Annotated in this window: 15 protein-coding genes and 1 tRNA gene; 8 read left to right on the top strand and 8 right to left on the bottom strand. The window is 59.8% G+C overall.

Translation table 11 applies throughout. The features are described from left to right. Nucleotides 1-18 precede the first annotated feature (18 nt). Both IPJ76_05190 and recJ read right to left on the bottom strand, forming a co-directional pair. A complete protein-coding gene (locus IPJ76_05190; GenBank protein ID QQR87623.1) occupies nucleotides 19-393 on the bottom strand; it encodes a GxxExxY protein in 375 nt (124 codons plus the stop codon). A gap of 70 nt (nucleotides 394-463) precedes the next feature. Further along, the gene (recJ, locus tag IPJ76_05185; GenBank protein ID QQR87622.1) at nucleotides 464-2,224 is read right to left on the bottom strand and encodes a single-stranded-DNA-specific exonuclease RecJ; all 1,761 of its coding nucleotides are present in this window, start codon (nucleotides 2,222-2,224) and stop codon (nucleotides 464-466) included. Between the two features lie 95 nt (nucleotides 2,225-2,319). Between recJ and IPJ76_05180 the strand changes: the two genes are divergently transcribed. After that, nucleotides 2,320-2,952, top strand: a complete 633-nt coding sequence (locus IPJ76_05180; protein QQR87621.1) for a methyltransferase domain-containing protein — start codon at nucleotides 2,320-2,322, stop codon at nucleotides 2,950-2,952. Here the strand turns inward: IPJ76_05180 and IPJ76_05175 are convergent, their stop codons facing one another. Together IPJ76_05175 and IPJ76_05170 are read right to left on the bottom strand one after the other, a co-directional pair. Further along, nucleotides 2,953-4,464 carry a 2,3-bisphosphoglycerate-independent phosphoglycerate mutase gene (locus IPJ76_05175; protein QQR87620.1) on the bottom strand — a complete coding sequence of 504 codons (1,512 nt, stop codon included), beginning with the start codon at nucleotides 4,462-4,464 and terminating at the stop codon, nucleotides 2,953-2,955. Beyond that, nucleotides 4,461-5,381: a hypothetical protein gene (locus IPJ76_05170; protein ID QQR87619.1), complete on the bottom strand. Its 921-nt coding sequence runs from the start codon at nucleotides 5,379-5,381 to the stop codon at nucleotides 4,461-4,463. The genes IPJ76_05175 and IPJ76_05170 overlap by 4 nt, the downstream gene beginning before the upstream one ends. Nucleotides 5,382-5,474: 93 nt before the next feature. Between IPJ76_05170 and IPJ76_05165 the strand changes: the two genes are divergently transcribed. Further along, nucleotides 5,475-6,062: an HD domain-containing protein gene (locus IPJ76_05165; protein QQR87618.1), complete on the top strand. Its 588-nt coding sequence runs from the start codon at nucleotides 5,475-5,477 to the stop codon at nucleotides 6,060-6,062. Between the two features lie 39 nt (nucleotides 6,063-6,101). On the opposite strand, the gene IPJ76_05160 is transcribed toward IPJ76_05165, so the two are convergent. Further along, a tRNA-Phe gene (locus IPJ76_05160) sits at nucleotides 6,102-6,177 on the bottom strand. Between the two features lie 55 nt (nucleotides 6,178-6,232). Here IPJ76_05160 and IPJ76_05155 point away from each other — a divergent pair. The 6 genes from IPJ76_05155 (at nucleotide 6,233) to IPJ76_05130 (ending at nucleotide 11,163) form a co-directional block, all read left to right on the top strand. Beyond that, nucleotides 6,233-7,000: a type III pantothenate kinase gene (locus IPJ76_05155; GenBank protein ID QQR87617.1), complete on the top strand. Its 768-nt coding sequence runs from the start codon at nucleotides 6,233-6,235 to the stop codon at nucleotides 6,998-7,000. Next, entirely contained in the window at nucleotides 6,942-8,432 is a 1,491-nt protein-coding gene (locus tag IPJ76_05150) for a hypothetical protein (protein QQR87616.1), read from the top strand. The genes IPJ76_05155 and IPJ76_05150 overlap by 59 nt, the downstream gene beginning before the upstream one ends. A gap of 2 nt (nucleotides 8,433-8,434) precedes the next feature. Next, a complete protein-coding gene (gene lptC / locus IPJ76_05145; protein QQR87615.1) occupies nucleotides 8,435-9,100 on the top strand; it encodes an LPS export ABC transporter periplasmic protein LptC in 666 nt (221 codons plus the stop codon). Then, on the top strand, nucleotides 9,097-9,324 hold the full coding sequence (locus tag IPJ76_05140; GenBank protein ID QQR87614.1) for a hypothetical protein: 228 nt from the start codon (nucleotides 9,097-9,099) through the stop codon (nucleotides 9,322-9,324). The genes lptC and IPJ76_05140 overlap by 4 nt, the downstream gene beginning before the upstream one ends. Before the next feature lie 379 nt (nucleotides 9,325-9,703). Then, on the top strand, nucleotides 9,704-10,174 hold the full coding sequence (locus tag IPJ76_05135; protein QQR87613.1) for a T9SS type A sorting domain-containing protein: 471 nt from the start codon (nucleotides 9,704-9,706) through the stop codon (nucleotides 10,172-10,174). 50 nt (nucleotides 10,175-10,224) lie between these two features. Further along, nucleotides 10,225-11,163 carry a T9SS type A sorting domain-containing protein gene (locus tag IPJ76_05130; GenBank protein ID QQR87612.1) on the top strand — a complete coding sequence of 313 codons (939 nt, stop codon included), beginning with the start codon at nucleotides 10,225-10,227 and terminating at the stop codon, nucleotides 11,161-11,163. A gap of 6 nt (nucleotides 11,164-11,169) precedes the next feature. On the opposite strand, the gene IPJ76_05125 is transcribed toward IPJ76_05130, so the two are convergent. From IPJ76_05125 to IPJ76_05115, 3 genes are all read right to left on the bottom strand, one after another. Then, the gene (locus tag IPJ76_05125; GenBank protein QQR87611.1) at nucleotides 11,170-11,538 is read right to left on the bottom strand and encodes a hypothetical protein; all 369 of its coding nucleotides are present in this window, start codon (nucleotides 11,536-11,538) and stop codon (nucleotides 11,170-11,172) included. Between the two features lie 56 nt (nucleotides 11,539-11,594). Continuing rightward, entirely contained in the window at nucleotides 11,595-16,220 is a 4,626-nt protein-coding gene (locus tag IPJ76_05120) for a VCBS repeat-containing protein (GenBank protein QQR87610.1), read from the bottom strand. A 234-nt stretch (nucleotides 16,221-16,454) separates the two neighbouring features. Beyond that, entirely contained in the window at nucleotides 16,455-17,711 is a 1,257-nt protein-coding gene (locus tag IPJ76_05115; protein ID QQR87609.1) for a hypothetical protein, read from the bottom strand. Between the last annotated feature and the right edge of the window lie 54 nt (nucleotides 17,712-17,765).

Here is a 17,765-nt window from a genome sequence, read left to right as displayed (position 1 = left end):
ACGGAGGCCAAGGCTCGTTCAATTCACGATCCGCCGAACACCGTGCTTGAAGAGCTCGGCACCGAAGTTGATCAGCAGCCCTACTCTCAGATCCAGTATGCGCAGATAGGTCAATGTCTGTTTGTAGGCGACAGGCGGCACTTGCTCAACGGACTTTAGCTCTACTACCACCCGCCCTTCCACAAGCAGGTCCAGACGGAACCCCTGGTCGAACCGGATGCCGTCGTAAACCAGTGCCACCACTTTCTCGGTTTCCACGGCCAACCCGCGTTTCCGTAAACGATGCGCAAGAAGGGTGGTGTAAACCGACTCGAGCAATCCAGGGCCGATGTCCTTGTGGAGCTTGAAGGCTTCGTCCACGACCATGCCGCTTATTTCATCGTCGTCGTGCATTACCCTCCGGGCCTCTGTGCCTCCGTGTGAGATGAATGATGCCTTGAGGACGAACTACAGGATGCTCGGTTCATCGGGCGGTAACAGAAGCAGAATGTTCCTCTCCGACCAACAACCCCTCCACGCCCGGCTTGATGTCCTTCACGTTCAACTGCAGGGTCACACGCCCCTGCCATTCGTTCTCCTCGATGGTGAAGAGCACGCTGAACGGTCCGCCGCTGCGCACCAGGTCGATGTGGTGTGACTGGCGGAACGCGATGGCATCGAAGCGCCGCGACGGGTCGAGCGGATGCATGAGCGTCATCTTCAGGTGGCTTTCGCCCACGATGCGCAGGCCGCCGCTGTCCTTGACGCCGCGCGCCAGGAACACGGGCTTCATGTTGCCCGGCCCGAAGGGCGCCATGTGGTTGAGCGTGTTCAACAGCTTCAAGTCCACTTGGTGCAGGCCGATCTCCATGTCCACCTCTTCGATGGGCAAGCGCTGCTCTGGCTTCATGCGCGCGCGCACTTCCTGCTCGAAGCGTTCCGCGAAGGCCTCGATGTTGGCGATGGGCATGGTGAGCCCCGCTGCGTACATGTGACCGCCAAACTGCTCCAGGAGATCGCTGCAGGCGCCGATGGCTTCGTACAGGTCGAAGTCCTTCACGCTGCGCGCGCTGCCAGCTGCCTTGCCGTTGCTCTCGGTGAGGATGACGGTGGGCCGGTAGTACTGGTCGATGACGCGGCTGGCCACGATGCCGATGACGCCCTTGTGCCACGTGGGGTCGTAGAGCACGGTGCTCCAACGCTCCTCACCGCCGGCCTGGGCTTCGATGCGCTCCATCACCTGCCGTGTGATCTCCTTGTCGAGCCCTTGCCGGTGCGCGTTGTTCTTGTCGATGCGCAGACCGCTTTGTTCGGCCTGTTGCTCGTCGTGGGCCAACAGCAGTTCGACCGCCATGGCACCATGCTCCACACGACCAGCCGCGTTGATGCGGGGGCCGATGAGGAAGACCAGATCGGTGATGGTGAGCGCACGCTTCACGTTGGCCAGCCGTAGCATGGCCTTGAAGCCCGGGCGCGGTGATGCGTTGATGCGCTTCAGTCCCAAGTGTGCCAGCACGCGGTTCTCGCCGACGATGGGCACGATGTCGCACGCCGTGCTAACGGCCACCAGATCGAGCAACGGTTCCAGGTCCGACCAGGGCAGGTCGTTGTGTTTGGCAAGCGCCTGCATCAGCTTGAAGCCGATGCCGCAACCGCTGAGCTCTTTGCACGGGTACGGACAGTCCGGCCGCTTCGGATCAAGCACGGCAACGGCCGCCGGCAGTTCATCGCCCGGTAAATGGTGGTCGCAGATGATGAAGTCGATGCCTCGCTCGGTCGCATACTGCACCTTGTCGATGCTCTTGATGCCGCAGTCCAGCGCGATGATCAACGACACGCCGTCCTCTTCCGCCCGGTCGATGCCTTTGAACGAGATGCCGTAGCCTTCGCTGTAGCGATCAGGGATGTAGAACTGCACCTCGCTGCTGAGGTGGCTGAGGAAGCTGTACACGAGGGCCACGGCGGTGGTGCCGTCCACATCGTAATCGCCATAGATCATGATGCGCTCGCCGTCGCCCAAGGCTTTTTCGATCCGCTCCACGGCCACTTGCATGTCCTTCAACAGAAAGGGGTCGTGCAACTGATCGGTGCCGGGCCGGAAGAAGAGCGAGGCCTCCTGCGGCGAGGTGATGCCGCGCTGCGCAAGCAATTGGGCAACGACCGGCGGGCAGCGGTCGTGCATCAAGGCCTGAACCGCATGTTCATCGGCGGCGGGCTTCAAGCGCCAGCGTTTGGTAGGATGCATGATGGGGTGCGCCAAGGTAGGAGCAGGGCCAAGCCTTCTGGTGCCGCTGCGTGTCCGAAGGGCAGCGGCTACCTTGCCCGCCACTTCCTTCCGTTATGCGCTCCTTGCTGTCGTATTTCAAAGTCCAGAAAGCGCTCTCTTGGGCGATCCGGGGCAATCCGCTGTTCGTGGATCGGCGGAAGTACCGACGTGCCACTTTGCTCAATGTTGGATGCGGTGCTCAGCCCAAGCCCCAGTTCATCAACCTCGACTACCACTGGTTGCCGGGCGTGGACATCTGCTGGGACCTCACGCGTGGTGGGCTACCGTTGAAGAGCGCAAGCATGGCTGGCGTCTTCAGCGAGCATTGCATCGACTGCATCCCGCACGATGCGTTCATGCGCACGGTGAAGGAGATCCACCGGGTTTTGAAGCCAGGCGGAGTGTTCCGCCTGGTGTTGCCCGATGGAGAGTTGTACTTCGACCTTTACCAGAAGCGCAAGACCGATAAGAGCGTCGTGTTCCCATACGGCGAGCAAGAGGCTACAGGCATGATCAGCATCAACCGCTACGCGCGTGAAGGCACGCACCAGTACAGCTACGATCTCGAGTCGCTCGAGCTTTTCCTTCGCCAAGCCGGGTTCGGTTCCATAACGAGACGACGCATCGGCGAAGGTGCCATGCAGGAGCTGCTCATTGATCAGCAGGAGCGCGCCGCGGAGAGCTTGGTGGTGGAGGCGGTGAAGTGATCAGCCGATCAAGCTCTTCCCCGTCATCTCTCCAGGCTGCTGAACGCCCATGAGGCGCAACACGGTTGGCGCAACGTCAGCGAGGATGCCGTCGCGCACGTTCCAGTTGCGATCATCGATGATGAACACCGGCACCGGGTTGGTGGTGTGCGCAGTGTGCGGCGTGCCGTCGGGGTTCATGGCCTTGTCGGCATTGCCGTGGTCCGCGATGATGACGAAGCTGTAGCCCGCTTTTCGGCCTGCTTCCACCACTTGCTGTGCACATCGGTCCGTTGTCTCCACGGCCTTCACGATGGCATCGAACACGCCCGTGTGGCCCACCATGTCGGGGTTGGCGAAGTTGAGGCAAACGAAGTCGGGCTTCTTGGCTATCAGGTACTCGGCGACGCGCTGCGCCAGTTCCAGTGCGCTCATCTCCGGCTGCAGGTCGTAGGTGGCCACTTTCGGTGATGCTGCCATGATGCGTTCCTCGCCCGTGTACGGCTCCTCCCGACCTCCGCTGAAGAAGAACGTGACGTGCGGGTACTTTTCGGTCTCGGCCGCCCGCAGTTGGGTCAGCCCGGCGTTCGCGACCACCTCGCCCAGTGTCATGCTCAGGTTGTCCTTGGTGAAGAGCACGTGCACGTTGCGGTAGGTGCTGTCGTACTCGGTCATAGTCACGTAGTGCAGCGGTAGTGTGCGCATGCCGTGCTCGGGCATGTCGCGCTGCGTCAGCGCCACGGTGATCTCGCGGCAGCGGTCCGTGCGGAAGTTGAAGCACACTACCACGTCATCGGGCCTTATGCGGCCATCGATGCCCGCGATGTGGTGCGGTTCGATGAACTCGTCCGTGATGTTGTTCGCGTAGCTCGTTCGGAAGACATCGAGCGCATCCTTCGCTTCCGTTCCCTTTCCGTCCACCAGGAGGTCATAAGCCCGTTTGATGCGCTCCCACCGTTTATCGCGGTCCATGGCGTAGTAGCGCCCGCACACGGTCGCCACCTGTGCGCCGCTTCCGGCAATGTCGCGCAGCAGTTCCTCCATGTAGCCCAGCCCGCTGTTCGGCGCGGCATCGCGGCCATCTGTGAACGCATGCACCAGCACTACGGGAACTCCAGCACGCTTGGCCATGTGGCACAATGCCGCAAGGTGTGCTTGCATGCTGTGCACACCACCCTTGCTCACCAAGCCCATGAAGTGCAATCGCTTGCCGATGGTCTTCGCAGCGGTGAATGCCCGCTGAAGCTCTTCGTTCTTCTCCAGCGACCCATCCTCAATGGCCTTGTCCACACGCACCAGGTCCTGGTAAACCACACGGCCCGCGCCGATGTTCAAATGGCCCACCTCACTGTTCCCCATCTGGCCATCGGGCAGGCCCACGTTGCGGCCGTCGGTGCGCAGAGCGGCGTGCGGAACGGTGGCACGCAGCCCATCGATGAACGGTGTGCGCGCTTTCGCGATCGCATCGGTGTGGTCGCCTGCGCCAATGCCCCATCCATCGAGGATGATCAGCGCGACTTTCCTGTTCGTCATGTATGCAAGGGAAAAGCGGCGGCGAAAATAGACCCTCCCCCAGCGCGTGCCTCCACGTGCACACTGCCCCCCATGCTCTTCATGAGGCGTTGCACGATGTACAGGCCGAGGCCGGTGCCTTTCTCCCGGCGCGTTTCCTCGTTGCCGCTGCGGTAGAACTTGTTGAAGACGACTTGGCGTTCGTCGGCCGGTATGCCCGGACCTTCATCGCTTACGCGCAACAGCACGGTGCTGCCAACGGGGCTCAGGTCCACGCGGATGGTGCGGCCCGCGGGACTGTACTTCGCTGCGTTCTCCAGCAGGTTCTCCAGCACGCTGCGGAAGGCCTGCGGATCGATCCGCAGTTCAACCGGCCGCAGGTCGGTGATCACCACATGGTCTTTGGCGTATGAGGCTCGCGCTTGTGCGCACACTTCCTCCACGAGGTCGTTCAACCGGTACCACGAATTGTCCAGCGGAATGCTCGTCTCCTCAAGACGAGTAGCAAGAAGGACCTTCTCGGCCAAGCCGCCCAAGCGGTGCACATCGTTCAATGCCAGGCGGTGCAGTTCGTGGCGTTCCTCTTCGCTCAGGCCGCTGCGCAATGCTGTCTGCAATTGCAGTTGAAGGCTTGCGATGGGCGTACGCAGTTCATGGCTGGCCGCAAGAAGAAAATTCCGTTGCAGTCTTGAGGCCGCCAGTTCACGCTTCAACCCACGGTACAACAACCAGAGCGTTATGCCGATGAGCGTGATGAACACTGTGCCTTCGCCGACCAGCATCCACACGGTGCGCTGGACGTGTGCCACCGGTGAGCCTGCTTGTTCCAGTGCCATTTCCTTGCGCACCAGCAGAACGCCCCACCATGCGAACTGCAGCACGATGTACAGCCCGAGCAGGACAATGAGCAGGACCGTGCGACGCTGGGCATTCGGCATCGCACAAACTTAGACCCGTCAAGGCCTGGAATGCCCACTTCATCGCCTTGGACGATGCTGCCGTGAAGGGATTTACTTTGTTTCGCAACGACGATGGATTACAGTTCGGCCAAATCGTTCATCCTTGCGCAACTGCAAGGCCGGTTACCGTACGACCGTACGTACCACAGCTATGGCCATACGCTCGATGTGCACAGGGCCGCCATCGATATCGCCCGGCAGGAAGGTGTGGGAGGCGATGACCTGACCCTGCTCAAGACGGCTGCTCTTTACCATGATGTCGGTTTCGTGCGTGGCAACGAGCGCCACGAGGAAGTCAGCTGCACCATCGCCCGCGAATCGCTGCCCGGCTTCGGCTATACCAGCGAGCAGGTGGAGGCCATCTGCACCATGATCATGGCCACCCGCATCCCGCAAACGCCGCAGGACCCGCTCAGCGCCATCCTCTGCGATGCAGACCTTGATTACTTGGGCCGCGATGACTTCTTCACCGTGGGCAACCACCTCTTCCGCGAGTTGAAACAATACGGCATACTCAGCACGGAACGCTCCTGGAACGAACTCCAGGTCACCTTCCTCAGCCAGCACCACTACTTCACGGCTACCAACCAGCGCGCGCGCGAACCGAAGAAGCAGCAGCACTTGGAGCGCGTGCGGCAATGGTTGAAGGAAAATCCCTGAGCAGGAAAAGAAAAGCCCCCGACGCATCGAGGGCTTCCTTGGTGGTGCCTCCCAGAATCGAACTGGGGACACACGGATTTTCAATCCGTTGCTCTACCAGCTGAGCTAAGGCACCAAGCTGTTCCTTTGGCCTTCCGGCGAAAGGGCCGCAAATATAGACGCGCACTCCAATGCCCACCGGCCCTCTTCACCTTGTGCTCGATGTCGGCAATACACGGGTGAAAGCCGCGCTGTTCAGCGGCCGCTCCGTGGTGAAGCATGCCGTCCTGGAAGCCGCAAAGGCAACGGACTGGGAACGATGGCTTGCGGGTGCGAAGCCAGCCGCCATCGCCCTTGCAGCAAGCGGTGAACTGCCGGAGGAACTGATGGAGTGGGGTGCAGCCACCGCCCCGCTCTTTCGCTTGACAGGCCAAAGCCCATCGCTGTTGGGCACTTCTTACGCCACACCACACACGTTGGGCACCGATCGATGGGCCGATGCCTTGGCGGCTTGGCAACTCGGCGCTGGAAGGCCCTGTGTGGCCATCGACCTGGGCACCTGTGTTACCTACAACATTGTCGGGCCGGACGGGGTATTCCAAGGTGGGGCCATCAGCCCGGGGCTGCACATGCGCGCGCGGGCCATGCACGAGCAAACAGCACGTCTGCCGTTGGTTGAAGTGGACGCCATGCCACCGCTCGTGGGCACGGACACGGCTTCCTCGCTGAAGAGCGGTGCATTCCACGGTGTGCTTGCGGAGTTGTGGGGCTACACCAACGCCCTGCGGCAACAATGGCCCGACTTGTTCGTTGTGCTCACCGGCGGCGACGCACTCCTGTTCACCGGGCACCTGCGAAGCAGCATCTTTGCCGACCCTTTATTGACCCTGCGCGGACTGCATGCACTCTTGGAACATCAACTGCACCACGGCGCTGGCCCTGCTGGCGCTGGCCGGTAGCACCCGCGCACAAAACATCGCCGACAGCCCTTACTCGGCGTACGGCTTCGGCGACCTGGTGAATGCCGCGCAGATCAGCCAGAGCACCATGGGCAGTGTCGGCGTTGCGGTAGTGGACCCTTTCAGTCTTACAGCCGTCAACCCGGCCACGTACCCCAGCCTTTATACGCCGGTGTTCGAGGCAGGCGGCGCTTGGCGCAACGCAACGCTCACCACCAGCACCCAGGAAGCAAAGCGCGATGGCGTGCAGTTGGCCGGGTTGAGCCTCGGTATTCCGTTCGGCAAGCGCAAGTGGGGCATGGCCATCGGCCTTCAGCCGTACAGCAACGTGGGCTACCTCGTCACCGACCAGGCCACCACCGGCGATGGTCACACCGTTACGTTCGAGTACCTCGGTACGGGCGGGCTCAATCGTGCCTACTTGGGGTTGGGCCGCGTGCTCTGGCAGGATCGCGATAGCGTGGGCACCGACAACCGCCGTCGCGATACGCTGGGTTTGGGCAACAAGCTGGCCTTCGGGTTCAACTTCAACTACCTGTTCGGCGCCATCGAGCAAACCAGCAAGGCCATCTATCCGCAGGCATCGGGCTACTACAGCACACGCAGCTTCTCCACCTTGGTGGTGCGTGACCCCACCTACACCTTCGGCCTGCTCTACAGCGGCCAACTATCGTCGTGGCGGCGCGATCAGCAGCGCATCATCGTGCGCGATAAACGCCGACGCGAGCGCCACGCGGCCCGCAACGCCGATCGGCCGGACAGCTTGCGTACGGAGTTCGTGCCCATCAAGACCGACACCATGGCGTGGGGCTTCCACATCGGTGCGGTGTGCGAACTGGGCGGCGGCCTAGGAGCGCGTTACTCCAATGTGCTGCACAACTACTCGCTCTCCGGCGGGGTGGAGATCCCACGCGACACCATCAGCTTCACCGACGGCGAGCGTGGCAACATCGGCGTGCCGCCCTTGTTCGGGCTTGGGTTCAGCATCACCCATGGTGGCAAGTTCAGTCTGAGCGCCGAAGTGCGGCAGCGCGATTGGAGCCAGCTGCGGAGCGATGTAGAGGGCTGGCAACCGGCAGAGGAGCTCGGCCTGCAACGCACGTATGCGCTCGGTTTGGCATGGCGTCCTTCGGGCAATACCGTGCACGACAACCTGCTGCGCAACATCGTTTACCGGGCAGGGGTGCGCTACAACCAGGACTATCTGGTGGTGCGTGGCCAACAGCTGGACGAAACGGCTGTGAGCGCGGGCCTCTCCGTTCCGGTGCTCGCCAAGTTCTCGCGCAGCCGGATCACCATCGGTGGCGAATACGGTCAGCGCGGCACCACCGACAACGGCCTTATCCAGGAGCAGTTCACCACGCTCTTCGTCGGCCTCTCCTTCACCCCCGATCCCCGCGAAGGATGGTTCGTGAAGCGGCGCATCGATTGAGGATGGGTCGTCGCTTTCACGCGGTGAACACCTTGTGTTTTTTTCTCACGCAGAGGCGCAGAGAACACAGAGGAAATGCTGGAGCACGATGCTGCTCTGCGTTCTCTGCGCCTCTGCGTGAAACCGGATTTCTCCTCCTAGCTCTCTTTCTTTTTTCCGCGTGCAAGAACGACCTCGACAGTGTGGCCGCCGTTGATCTGCACGCCGATGGTCCCGATCGCACCAGCACCGAGGTGGAGTACTTCTACAGCGACAGTGCCATCGTGCGCAACCGACTGCGCGCAGCCCGGGTGGAGGAGTACATGACCAAGCCCGAACGCACCGAACTGAGCGGCGGAATTGAGCTGGTGTTCTTCACCGCCAGTGGCGCCGAAGGCAGCAAGCTCACGGCCCAGCGGGGTACCATACGCAACGCGGAACGCCTCATGCGCGTGGCCGGCGATGTGGTGTTCGTGAACACCAAGGGCGAAACACTGCGCACCGAGGAACTGCACTGGGTGCAGGACAGCGCCATCATCCGCACGGACAAGCCCGTCACCATCGAACGCAAGCAGGACGTGATCCACGGGCAGGGCATGCGTGCCGCCGAGGATTTCAGCCGTTACGAGATCACGCGCATCACCGGCGTGGTGGCCGTGCAAAAGGACTCACTGGAGAACACACCATGAAGAAGTTGAACCGCATCATGGAGGGATTCTGGCTGGCCGTGGCCGCCGTGTCGCTCGGCTTGGCCATCTGGGCCATCAGCACGCAAGGCTTTGCGGCAGGCAAGATCTGGCTGTGGTTCCCGCTGGTGGCCCTGGGCATGTGGTTCGGCCGCAGGCTCATGCGCAAGAAGATAGAGGCGATGGAGGAACGGGACAGGATGGCCAAAGGCGAGGGCCGGAAATGAAACAACCCCCGGCGTTCCGCACCGGGGGGCCTGTTGTGTGGTTGCGCTAACCGATGAGGAAGTGCCCTAACTTCTGTCGGTCGGATGCGCACTTGTGTTGGAAATGTCCGTACTTCCGACGGTTGGATGAACGAAATCCAGGGAAGTCGGCGACCATAGGCCGGGTAAGCCAACGGAACTGACCGACGGTTGATAGCTTCCGTGCAACTGCGCCCGCGAAGAGGATGGAACAACCCGTCAATGAACCGGAAGGCAGCACTGCGCTGCCGGACGCAACAGTGCGCCCGGGCTAAAGCTGGCGAAGGGAGGGAGGCCGCCGACGGGCGGAATGCGGAAGTTGCCGATGGCGCTTATCTTCACTCACTACAAACCCTTCGCCATGAGAACGGAGTCCGATGTTCGCCGAACGGTCTTGCTCTTCGGCTTTTTGGCCGTGTGCATGGTCGCACAAGCACAAGGCGGTTGCAAGGTGCGTTACCAATACGATGCGGGTGGTAACCGCATACAGCGCGAATGGTACTGTTGGACCGGGGAAGAGGAGGAAGAGCAGGAGCACGAAGAGGGCATGGCGCCTCAGACAGGTAGCACGAAGGCCGCTATGCTCGAAGCCAATGCGATGCGCTTGCATCCGAACCCGTCCGACGATTTCGTCAACTTCCAGCTCCGAATGCCGGTGGAGAACGGTCAGCTAGAGGTCCTGGATGCCGAAGGACACACAGTCCTGAGCGACCAGTTCACGGGCCTCACTCACCGCCTCAGCATCGCCCACCTCCCAGCGGGCACCTACTTCGCTCGTATCAGCGTAGGCTCCGAGATGCTCATTTCACCCTTCTCCGTCTCGCACCATTGACCCTCCTGCAATGGCGTTCCCGCCAAGTCGGAATGAAACAGTTGAAACACATGCGCGTTCGCTCTACCCTCTTTGTATGTCTGTGCCTTTCGAGTACGGTTGGCGCCCAGAACCTCATTCCAAACCCCGGCTTCGAGGACCATTCGGGGTGCGCCGGTGGTGTCGATTGGCAAAGCCTCGACGATTGGATCAACCCGGGGAGCCAACCGGAGTACTTGCACGCCTGCAACAATCCACTGGACCCCTCCGTTGGCGTTCCGGGTAACCTGCTCGGTTACCAATTCTCTCACTCCGGTGACGGTCATATTGCCGTGAGCACCTACCTGCGCAACCTAGGCCCCAACCACCCTTATGCCACTGCTCATCTGAACACACCACTTACTGCGGGTACCGATTATTGTGTGCGCATCTGGATCAACCTCCTGGAAGCCTCCGAGGTCATCACTCACCACCTGCATGGCCTCTTTACCGATACCATCCCCAGCACCTGGCAAGAAGCGGATACGGCATGGGCGGCCGATGCACAGGTCATCTTCAATACCGCCAGTGTCGATACCGCCAATTGGACCGCCCTCGATGCGGTCTATACCGCTGCGGGAGGAGAGGAGTACTTCACCTTCGGGAACTTCCTGGCCGATTCCCTCAGCACCATCACCAACATAACACCACCGCACTACCGGTGTACGTTCGTTGTGGATGATGTGTGGGTGGGTTCGTGTGATGTGAGTGTGGCAGATGAGCAGGCCGCACCGGTGCTGAGCATCTATCCGAACCCGGCTTCGGAGTTCGTTACTGTTTCATCCGCTTCTCAACTCGTGAATGCGCAGTTGCGGGTCTTCGACATACACGGACAAGTTGTGCTGTCGGATCATGTCGCAGGCACCAACTGCCGAATCAGCGTTGCCCACCTTCCAGCGGGCACCTACTACGTTCGCCTGCAGGATGGCGAAACATCGAACACACTTACCTTCTCCAAGTCAGCGCCATAGAGCAACTTAAGGCACCGTCACCTTGAATCCACCGGCCCGTAAATCATTCAGTGTATAGGCGTCGGGACCCTCGTAGAGTTGCTGATTCACGATCGTTTCCCATTCGTAGCTGGCCAGGGAGTCGTGGAATGAATATACGTAGAGCGTGTTACCGGATAAGAGTGCCTCCCAGCAACTGGTGCGCAACAAGGGACCGGCACTCGTCCTGCCCGACTCCACAGCATGTGCTTCCGGAGAAAGGAATGGGCTCGCTGTTTGGAGGTGACTATGTAGCTGTTCTGTTAGGCCCATGGCATAGTGCGTGGTCGTGGCCGTGTTGCGCACTTCAATGGTTCGATGGCAGTCCTCGGTATTCCGACCACAATCGACTGCCATGAGCGGTAGAAGCGCAAGCGGACCAAGCAGCCGAAACGCTTTGTTGGCCTTGCACATCAGTAGTTCATGTTGATTACGTTGACAATACCACCGGTTAAAGTAAAGCCGCCAGTAAAACCCGTTATGGCAAAGTCGTACCACTCTAAGCTCACTTTGGCTCGCTGCAATGCCGCGCGGTTGCTCGCATCGGAGTAGCCCCGAGTTGCATCGTAGACCAAAATCGTATTGCTGTTGTGGTTCCAGCCATTATACTGCTCGTACCTTCCTTGCATATACTCGAACGACCTCCTGTTCGCATCCTGCTCCACGGGATGAGCACCGTGCTCAGTACCGGTCTCGCTCGACGCCGCGCTGATAAGGCTTGGCAGGGCCACTTTTTCCATATACCATGGCCCATATGCTTTGCTCTGAAGGTAGTGCCCATACTCGTGCTGGAACAAGGGGTTGCTTGGATCTGCCTTGATCGAGGTTCCGCCAGTGATGTATGATCCAATCGTAACTCCACCGCTGAAACCGGTCACATTAATTACCGTGGCACCACCATAGGTCTCAACGGAGTTCACGTCACTCGTCATGTTCGTGAACAGTCCGTAACCGAGACCGAAGGCGGTTTGGGGTGATTGCCATGTCAGTCTTGAGATGATCTCCCAGCTCTGCCCCCAGAAGTCATTTTTGGAATCTGTCTGACCCAACCCTGCCCAAATGCGCGCGGCCATTTCACCCTCATGGTTCCCAACTGCGACGCCTGCATCCCAGCGATCCGTGCTAGTTGAGAAGTAGCCATGGACAAAGCCATGCAACCAGTCATCGATCACAATGAAGTCCCCCGTTGGATCTGTGTACTTCATCGGGTTGTTGGCCGCGTAGGCGTAGCGGTTGTAGCCCTGCGTCCAATTGCTGCCCTGCACGTAGTTGTCGGCTGAGAACATGCGGCCGTTCACCGGATCGTACAGGCGCCCGTTCATGTTGATGCTGGCGAAGGGCTCCATGTGCTCGTGGCCGGTGTAGCCGCGCAACAGCCAGAAGGGCTGCTGCGGTATGTCCGTGTCGCCCCAGTCCTGCGGGTTCCGCCAACGGCCCCAGGCATCGAAGGCTTGCTCCGTCACCACGCTTCCGCCGTCGGCGTCCGTCAGGGTTACCAAGCTGCCCTGGTGGTCCTTGTACACGGCGTAGGTCTTCCATTCGTTCTGCGTTAGGTCGTGCACCACCATGGCGCAAAGGCCGTCCCCGCCGCCGATGTAATGCACCTCCCAAGCATCGCCTTGCTGCTCCACCTTCTCGAACGATCCGGCATACACGCGGCTCATGTACCCGCTCCCGTTCTGCTCCAGCACGCTCAAAACCCGTTGTTGATCCGGCCCATAGGTGTAGTCCAGCTTCCAGTCGTCCGTGCCCACCAATTCCATCACCCTGCTCGCCTTTTGGAACGGCGTGTACTCGACGGTCTGCGTTTCGAGATTGATGAGCTTGGGCGGTTGGTTGTTCGGGTTCGGATAGTCGAGGTTGTAAGCACCGCTCACCTTGTGCCGCCCGCTGAATTTCAATTGGCCCACGTCGCTCTTCACCTCCAAGTTGCCCCGGCTTTGCCCTGTTCCGAACTCATCGTACTCATACTCAGTGCTGCTCACCAAGCTGTAGTTGCCACCGCCCAGCACGCTCAACACTTCGGACGTCTTCAACCGGTCGAGGTCGTCGTACGTGAAGATCTCCTTGCGCTCCTTCACACGGTCGTACCGGCTCAGCATGTTCCCGGTCTCCGGTTCGATATCGTACGCAAGGTCCTGCACCGTGCCTGCTGTGATCTCCTTGGTCCAACCGTGCTCGCGCACGATATCCAACTCGTTCCCATCCGCCATCATATAGCCCGTGTACTGTCCCAGACCGTTCATCTCGGGGCTGTCGAAGACGGTCCCGAAGCTCGTCTCCACCGTGGCCAGGGCCCCATTGTCAAAGTAGCTCCGTAGCACTTGCAATTGGCTCCCGTACTCTATTGTGCTCAAACGGTCATGATCATCGTAGGTGAAATACATGGGGTAGTCCACGCCATTGATCGTGCGCAGTTCCTTGGTCATCCGGTTGTAGCTATCGTCGTATTCATAGGAGAATGTGGCATCCGGTCCTTCAATGGTCACCGGCACGTTCACGAACCGGTCGTTCTGGTAGAAATAGGTGTATGTCGTGGTACCCTCTTCACCGGTCCTGCTGAGCACTCGCCCCAGATTGTCGCGCGTCAGTTCCGTCGCTTGGCCAAGGGCATTCACCTCGGTGGTGATCTGACCGAAACCATCATAAGCATATGCGGTGGTGCCGGCATCCACGTCATGCATCGTTTCGCGACGGCCATAAGAGTCATAGGTCCACCAGCTAAGGCTTTGTCCGCCGTGCTTCACGCGGAGCAGGTTGCCCCAGCTATCATAGCTGTAGCTCAGCTCGCCACCGTCGTCGGAGGCCCTTACGGTCTTTCCCGTTCCATCGGTTGTTACCGTGCTCACATGTCCGGCAGGTGTAGTACTGGTCACCGTTAGTTCGCCGTTCTGGGCGACGGAATACGCCTTGGTGCTCGTTCCACGCACATCGCTGGTGCTGGTGCTCAGACGGTGATAGTCATCATAGCCAAGGTTCACGGTCTCGAAGGCCTCACCATCGAAATGCGGCACGGTCTGCTCAGCCAAGCGGCCTGCGGCATCGTAGGCCATGGTCTGTTCGTGCCAACCATGGTCGTAAGCCTCGGTCCATGCCTCCACCTCGCGGCCGAACAGGTCGAAGTAGCCGATGCGATCGGCCCCGCCAGGGTCGTTCGTGCGCAGCTGCGTGTACTGATGGGTAACAGGGTCAACAGCCCAATCGTGCTCGTAGGTCAATTCATATCGCGGGGTTCCTGCCTCATGGGGTGCGCTCCATGTGCTGGTCCGTCCCCAACTATCGTATGTGCTCAGGGTGGTCAGCCCGTCAGGGCCCAATTGGGCCGTGGGCGCGCCCCAGCGCGGGTCCCCACAGGTGGTTGTAGTGGTAATGTCCCTGAATACACCTCCATCGTTCCAGACGATCGTCTGCTCCGTTGGGTAGCGCCGCTTGGCGTCGTACGCGAGTTGCGTGGTCCGGTAACCGGCCACAGGAAGCGCGGTGTAATACTCACGCTGCAACACCAGATTGCCGGTGTTGTTGTACTGCCGGTCCGTGGTCCTCGTCTGTGGTGTCCCGAAGAAGTCAATGGTCTTGTCCAGCCGCCCGCTGGTATAGTAGGTGTAGTTGGTTTGTTTGGAAACCGGTGGGACTCCGTCGCGCGTGCTTTCCACCGTCACGAGCTCGGGCTTCGCCAGTCGCGTGGAAGGTCCGCGGGCCACCCATGTGGTGGTGGTGTGAACTTCCTCGATGCCGTTGATGTCCAACATGCTCTCTTCCACGTTTCCGTCCACGTCGAAGTCGAGCATGGTCCAAGTGCTGGTCCTATTGTCCAAGTGGTTGGTTCGTTGCTCGGTTTCCACGAGTACGCGGGTATAGTTGGCGATACCCGTGGTCAGGAACGTGTACGTCCTCACGGCACCGTGTAGAAGGGTTTGGTCCACCAGGCTGCTCATATCCACCGTTTCCGGCAATAACCCGCTGATCCCGCTCGTGCGCTTGCGCTTGCGCTCGGTGCGCAGTTGCTTGCGAATGTCGTCATGCACCGTGCGCTCGAAGCCCATGAAGCGACGGGCATACTGTTGCCGCCACGCGTTCTCATAGCTGTACCAGTCCGAATAACGCCCGCCAACACCATCAGGGTTGCTCATGCCGGCCACCACTTCCATCGGTCCGGCGGTGCTCACTTCGCTAAGACCAGCCCCGTACGTCTCCTGGGTGTACACCGCAGCATCACTGGTGTAGGCCAGTGTCCATGTGGTCAGCGCACCCATGCCATTGCTCGCATGGGTCATGCTGCGCTCATGAGCGCCTTTGTTGAAGTAGTGGATCTCCAATGGCTCGGTGTAGAGGGCGTAGTTCAGTACATCGTGCTTTCCGTCGCCGTTCATGTCACCGAGGGTCAGTGTGGTCAAGGGTTGGAACCCCTCCACCACGTAGTTGGTCCAACTGAAGGAAGGACCCGTTGGGGTGTAGCCCATGGAATAGTGGACCCGTGCCACATCCGTACCGGCCTCTGAGCGGAAAATGTCCGCGCGCCCATCGCCATTGAAGTCGGCGAGGAACACCGTCTCATCATCCGCGTCGAGAAACGGCGTGAACGACAGTTGATCGGCTTTCCACCTGGCGAACACGGAAAAGTTGGCACCGGTGCTCGTGTAAAGCCACCATGACCCGGTGTAGTAGTTGACAAGCACATCGTCCTTTCCATCGCCGTCCACATCGCCGATCCAAACATGGTCGTCCATGTCGGCCGCTAGGGAGGGGGAGGTGTACTGCTCGGTCCAGGTGTTCTCGCTGGTCTGCGTCAACATCTGGAATCCATCACCATACTCGTTCTGTCTGACAATAAGTTCCTGCTTGCCATCGCCATCATAATCCATAACATGCATGTGCCGAGCACGAGAAACGGCGTTCGCATTCGGCAGGGTCTGAGCCGCGGACCATGTCGGGTTCGTACTCCATTCAAAGGTGTAGGCGTAGGCGTTGTTCCATTGGTCGTCATATAGGTTCACGAGCAGTTCGCTACGGCCGTTCCCGTTGAAGTCACCGACAGTCATGAATTGAACGGGTGGGTCGAGGTATTTGATAGCAGGACTCGGCTTGCCAAGGTCCTCCACTGCAAAACTCGCATCATCAAGAACCGAAGTGCTTCGGAGAAGCCAGAAACCAACAACCTGCCATTTTTCCTCGTCTCCATCCCATGACAAGCTCGTCACCAGGATGTCATCCCGCCCATCACCGGTCATGTCCATCGTTACCACGTTGCTGTTGGTGCCTTGGTCCCTGAACAGTTAAATGGCGTTGGAGGTCCCGATGAGCGCACCCAGGTCCACGAAGTGAGTTGAGGTCGTGGAGCCGTTCATGTACACATCAAAGGAATGCTGCACTTCCTCGTAGCTGATGTCCCACCAGTTGTTGTTCGGCGTCAGGTCCACGTTGTCGTAATACACGCGCACCACGTCGCTCATGCCGTTCCCGTCGAAGTCGCCGGTGAAATACTTCACTTGCGCGTCGTTGATGGCATACTGGTCCACATCGTGGACAACGTCTATGTCGCCGTACTTGAAAATGGTGGGATGCATCCACTCCGTTTCTCCAGCGTTCGAAACCGTCACGCTGTTCAGGAACGAACGGCCCAAATGCCGTTGCGCATAACGTAGTTCGTACGTGCGCACGTGCTGCCCTTCGGCGTACACCTTGATGGCGTCAAGCAATCGCGTCCGCCAGAAGCGGCAGCCGTTCACCCAGGTTTGCGTGCGGTCGTCGCGTTGAGAGTAAACGAACTCTATGTGGTTGTACGGTGCAAGGTTCGCCGCATCATTGCCGGTGTATTCGATCCTGTCCAAGTACGTCTCATCGTCCACGGGGTCTGTCTCGTACACATAGTTCACGTAGTTGCCGTTGAGGTCCATCCATTTGTTCATCTTCCACTCCACAGGCCAATTGCCGTTCGCCCGAACGCTGGCATCGCCCTCGCCATACCAATACCGCAGGCCGTCCTTTGTCACCACAGTGAAGTAGTACGGCCCTAGTTCCGGCTGTGGACCATGCGATACTACCTCAGCATACTGCGCTACCTCCGTGTCGTAGATCGTGCCGTCGGCGCCCTGTGCCCCGCCATTGATGGGCACCAGCGATAGGCCGTCCAGTTCGTATTGGTCGTCCGGTGAAAACTGCATTGGCGCAACGAGCGTGCTGTTGTGCATGTCCCTGTTCACCATGGCGATGCTCGAAAGGCCACTGATGCCCCAACCCATGCCCAGTTGTCCATCTCCGGCTTGCGAACTGTAGGTGATGGCTAATTGTGGTGCAACGCCGTTCGTTCCCGGAGGCACTGCGATCGGTATGGTGTAGGTGGCACCGCCGGTAGCGCTTACGCCCGCACCGCCGGGAAGAACTCCTACCGGTGCGTTCAGGTCCACGCCCCAAGCTTCCACTTGGGCAGTGGTATAAGACTGCGCGTCATAAACAGTGTTCGGTAGTTGAGCAACGCAAAGCACAGCGCTCATCACCGCCGCGAATGCAACAGTGTTCCGTTTCGCTTCCATGACGCCAACGCACCCATGGTAGGGCACGGTGTGAAGCTATAGGCATTTTTTCGG

Source organism: Flavobacteriales bacterium, assembly GCA_016699575.1.
Lineage (GTDB): Bacteria > Bacteroidota > Bacteroidia > Flavobacteriales_F > PHOS-HE28 > PHOS-HE28.
The sequence above is the reverse complement of the archived record's forward strand: the minus strand, read 5'-3'. Positions and strand labels throughout refer to the sequence as shown.

Excerpts from the sequence above, each read along its gene's own strand:
- IPJ76_05165 (QQR87618.1), top strand. The coding sequence starts at position 5,475 with ATGGATTACAGTTCGGCCAAATCGTTCATCCTTGCGCAACTGCAAGGC.
- IPJ76_05125 (QQR87611.1), bottom strand. The coding sequence starts at position 11,538 with ATGGCAGTCGATTGTGGTCGGAATACCGAGGACTGCCATCGAACCATT.
- IPJ76_05135 (QQR87613.1), top strand. The coding sequence starts at position 9,704 with ATGAGAACGGAGTCCGATGTTCGCCGAACGGTCTTGCTCTTCGGCTTT.
- IPJ76_05140 (QQR87614.1), top strand. The coding sequence starts at position 9,097 with ATGAAGAAGTTGAACCGCATCATGGAGGGATTCTGGCTGGCCGTGGCC.
- IPJ76_05115 (QQR87609.1), bottom strand. The coding sequence starts at position 17,711 with ATGGAAGCGAAACGGAACACTGTTGCATTCGCGGCGGTGATGAGCGCT.
- lptC (QQR87615.1), top strand. The coding sequence starts at position 8,435 with ATGGGTCGTCGCTTTCACGCGGTGAACACCTTGTGTTTTTTTCTCACG.
- IPJ76_05130 (QQR87612.1), top strand. The coding sequence starts at position 10,225 with ATGCGCGTTCGCTCTACCCTCTTTGTATGTCTGTGCCTTTCGAGTACG.
- recJ (QQR87622.1), bottom strand. The coding sequence starts at position 2,224 with ATGCATCCTACCAAACGCTGGCGCTTGAAGCCCGCCGCCGATGAACAT.
- IPJ76_05150 (QQR87616.1), top strand. The coding sequence starts at position 6,942 with ATGCACTCTTGGAACATCAACTGCACCACGGCGCTGGCCCTGCTGGCG.
- IPJ76_05190 (QQR87623.1), bottom strand. The coding sequence starts at position 393 with ATGCACGACGACGATGAAATAAGCGGCATGGTCGTGGACGAAGCCTTC.
- IPJ76_05170 (QQR87619.1), bottom strand. The coding sequence starts at position 5,381 with ATGCCGAATGCCCAGCGTCGCACGGTCCTGCTCATTGTCCTGCTCGGG.
- IPJ76_05155 (QQR87617.1), top strand. The coding sequence starts at position 6,233 with ATGCCCACCGGCCCTCTTCACCTTGTGCTCGATGTCGGCAATACACGG.
- IPJ76_05175 (QQR87620.1), bottom strand. The coding sequence starts at position 4,464 with ATGACGAACAGGAAAGTCGCGCTGATCATCCTCGATGGATGGGGCATT.
- IPJ76_05120 (QQR87610.1), bottom strand. The coding sequence starts at position 16,220 with ATGACTGTCGGTGACTTCAACGGGAACGGCCGTAGCGAACTGCTCGTG.
- IPJ76_05180 (QQR87621.1), top strand. The coding sequence starts at position 2,320 with ATGCGCTCCTTGCTGTCGTATTTCAAAGTCCAGAAAGCGCTCTCTTGG.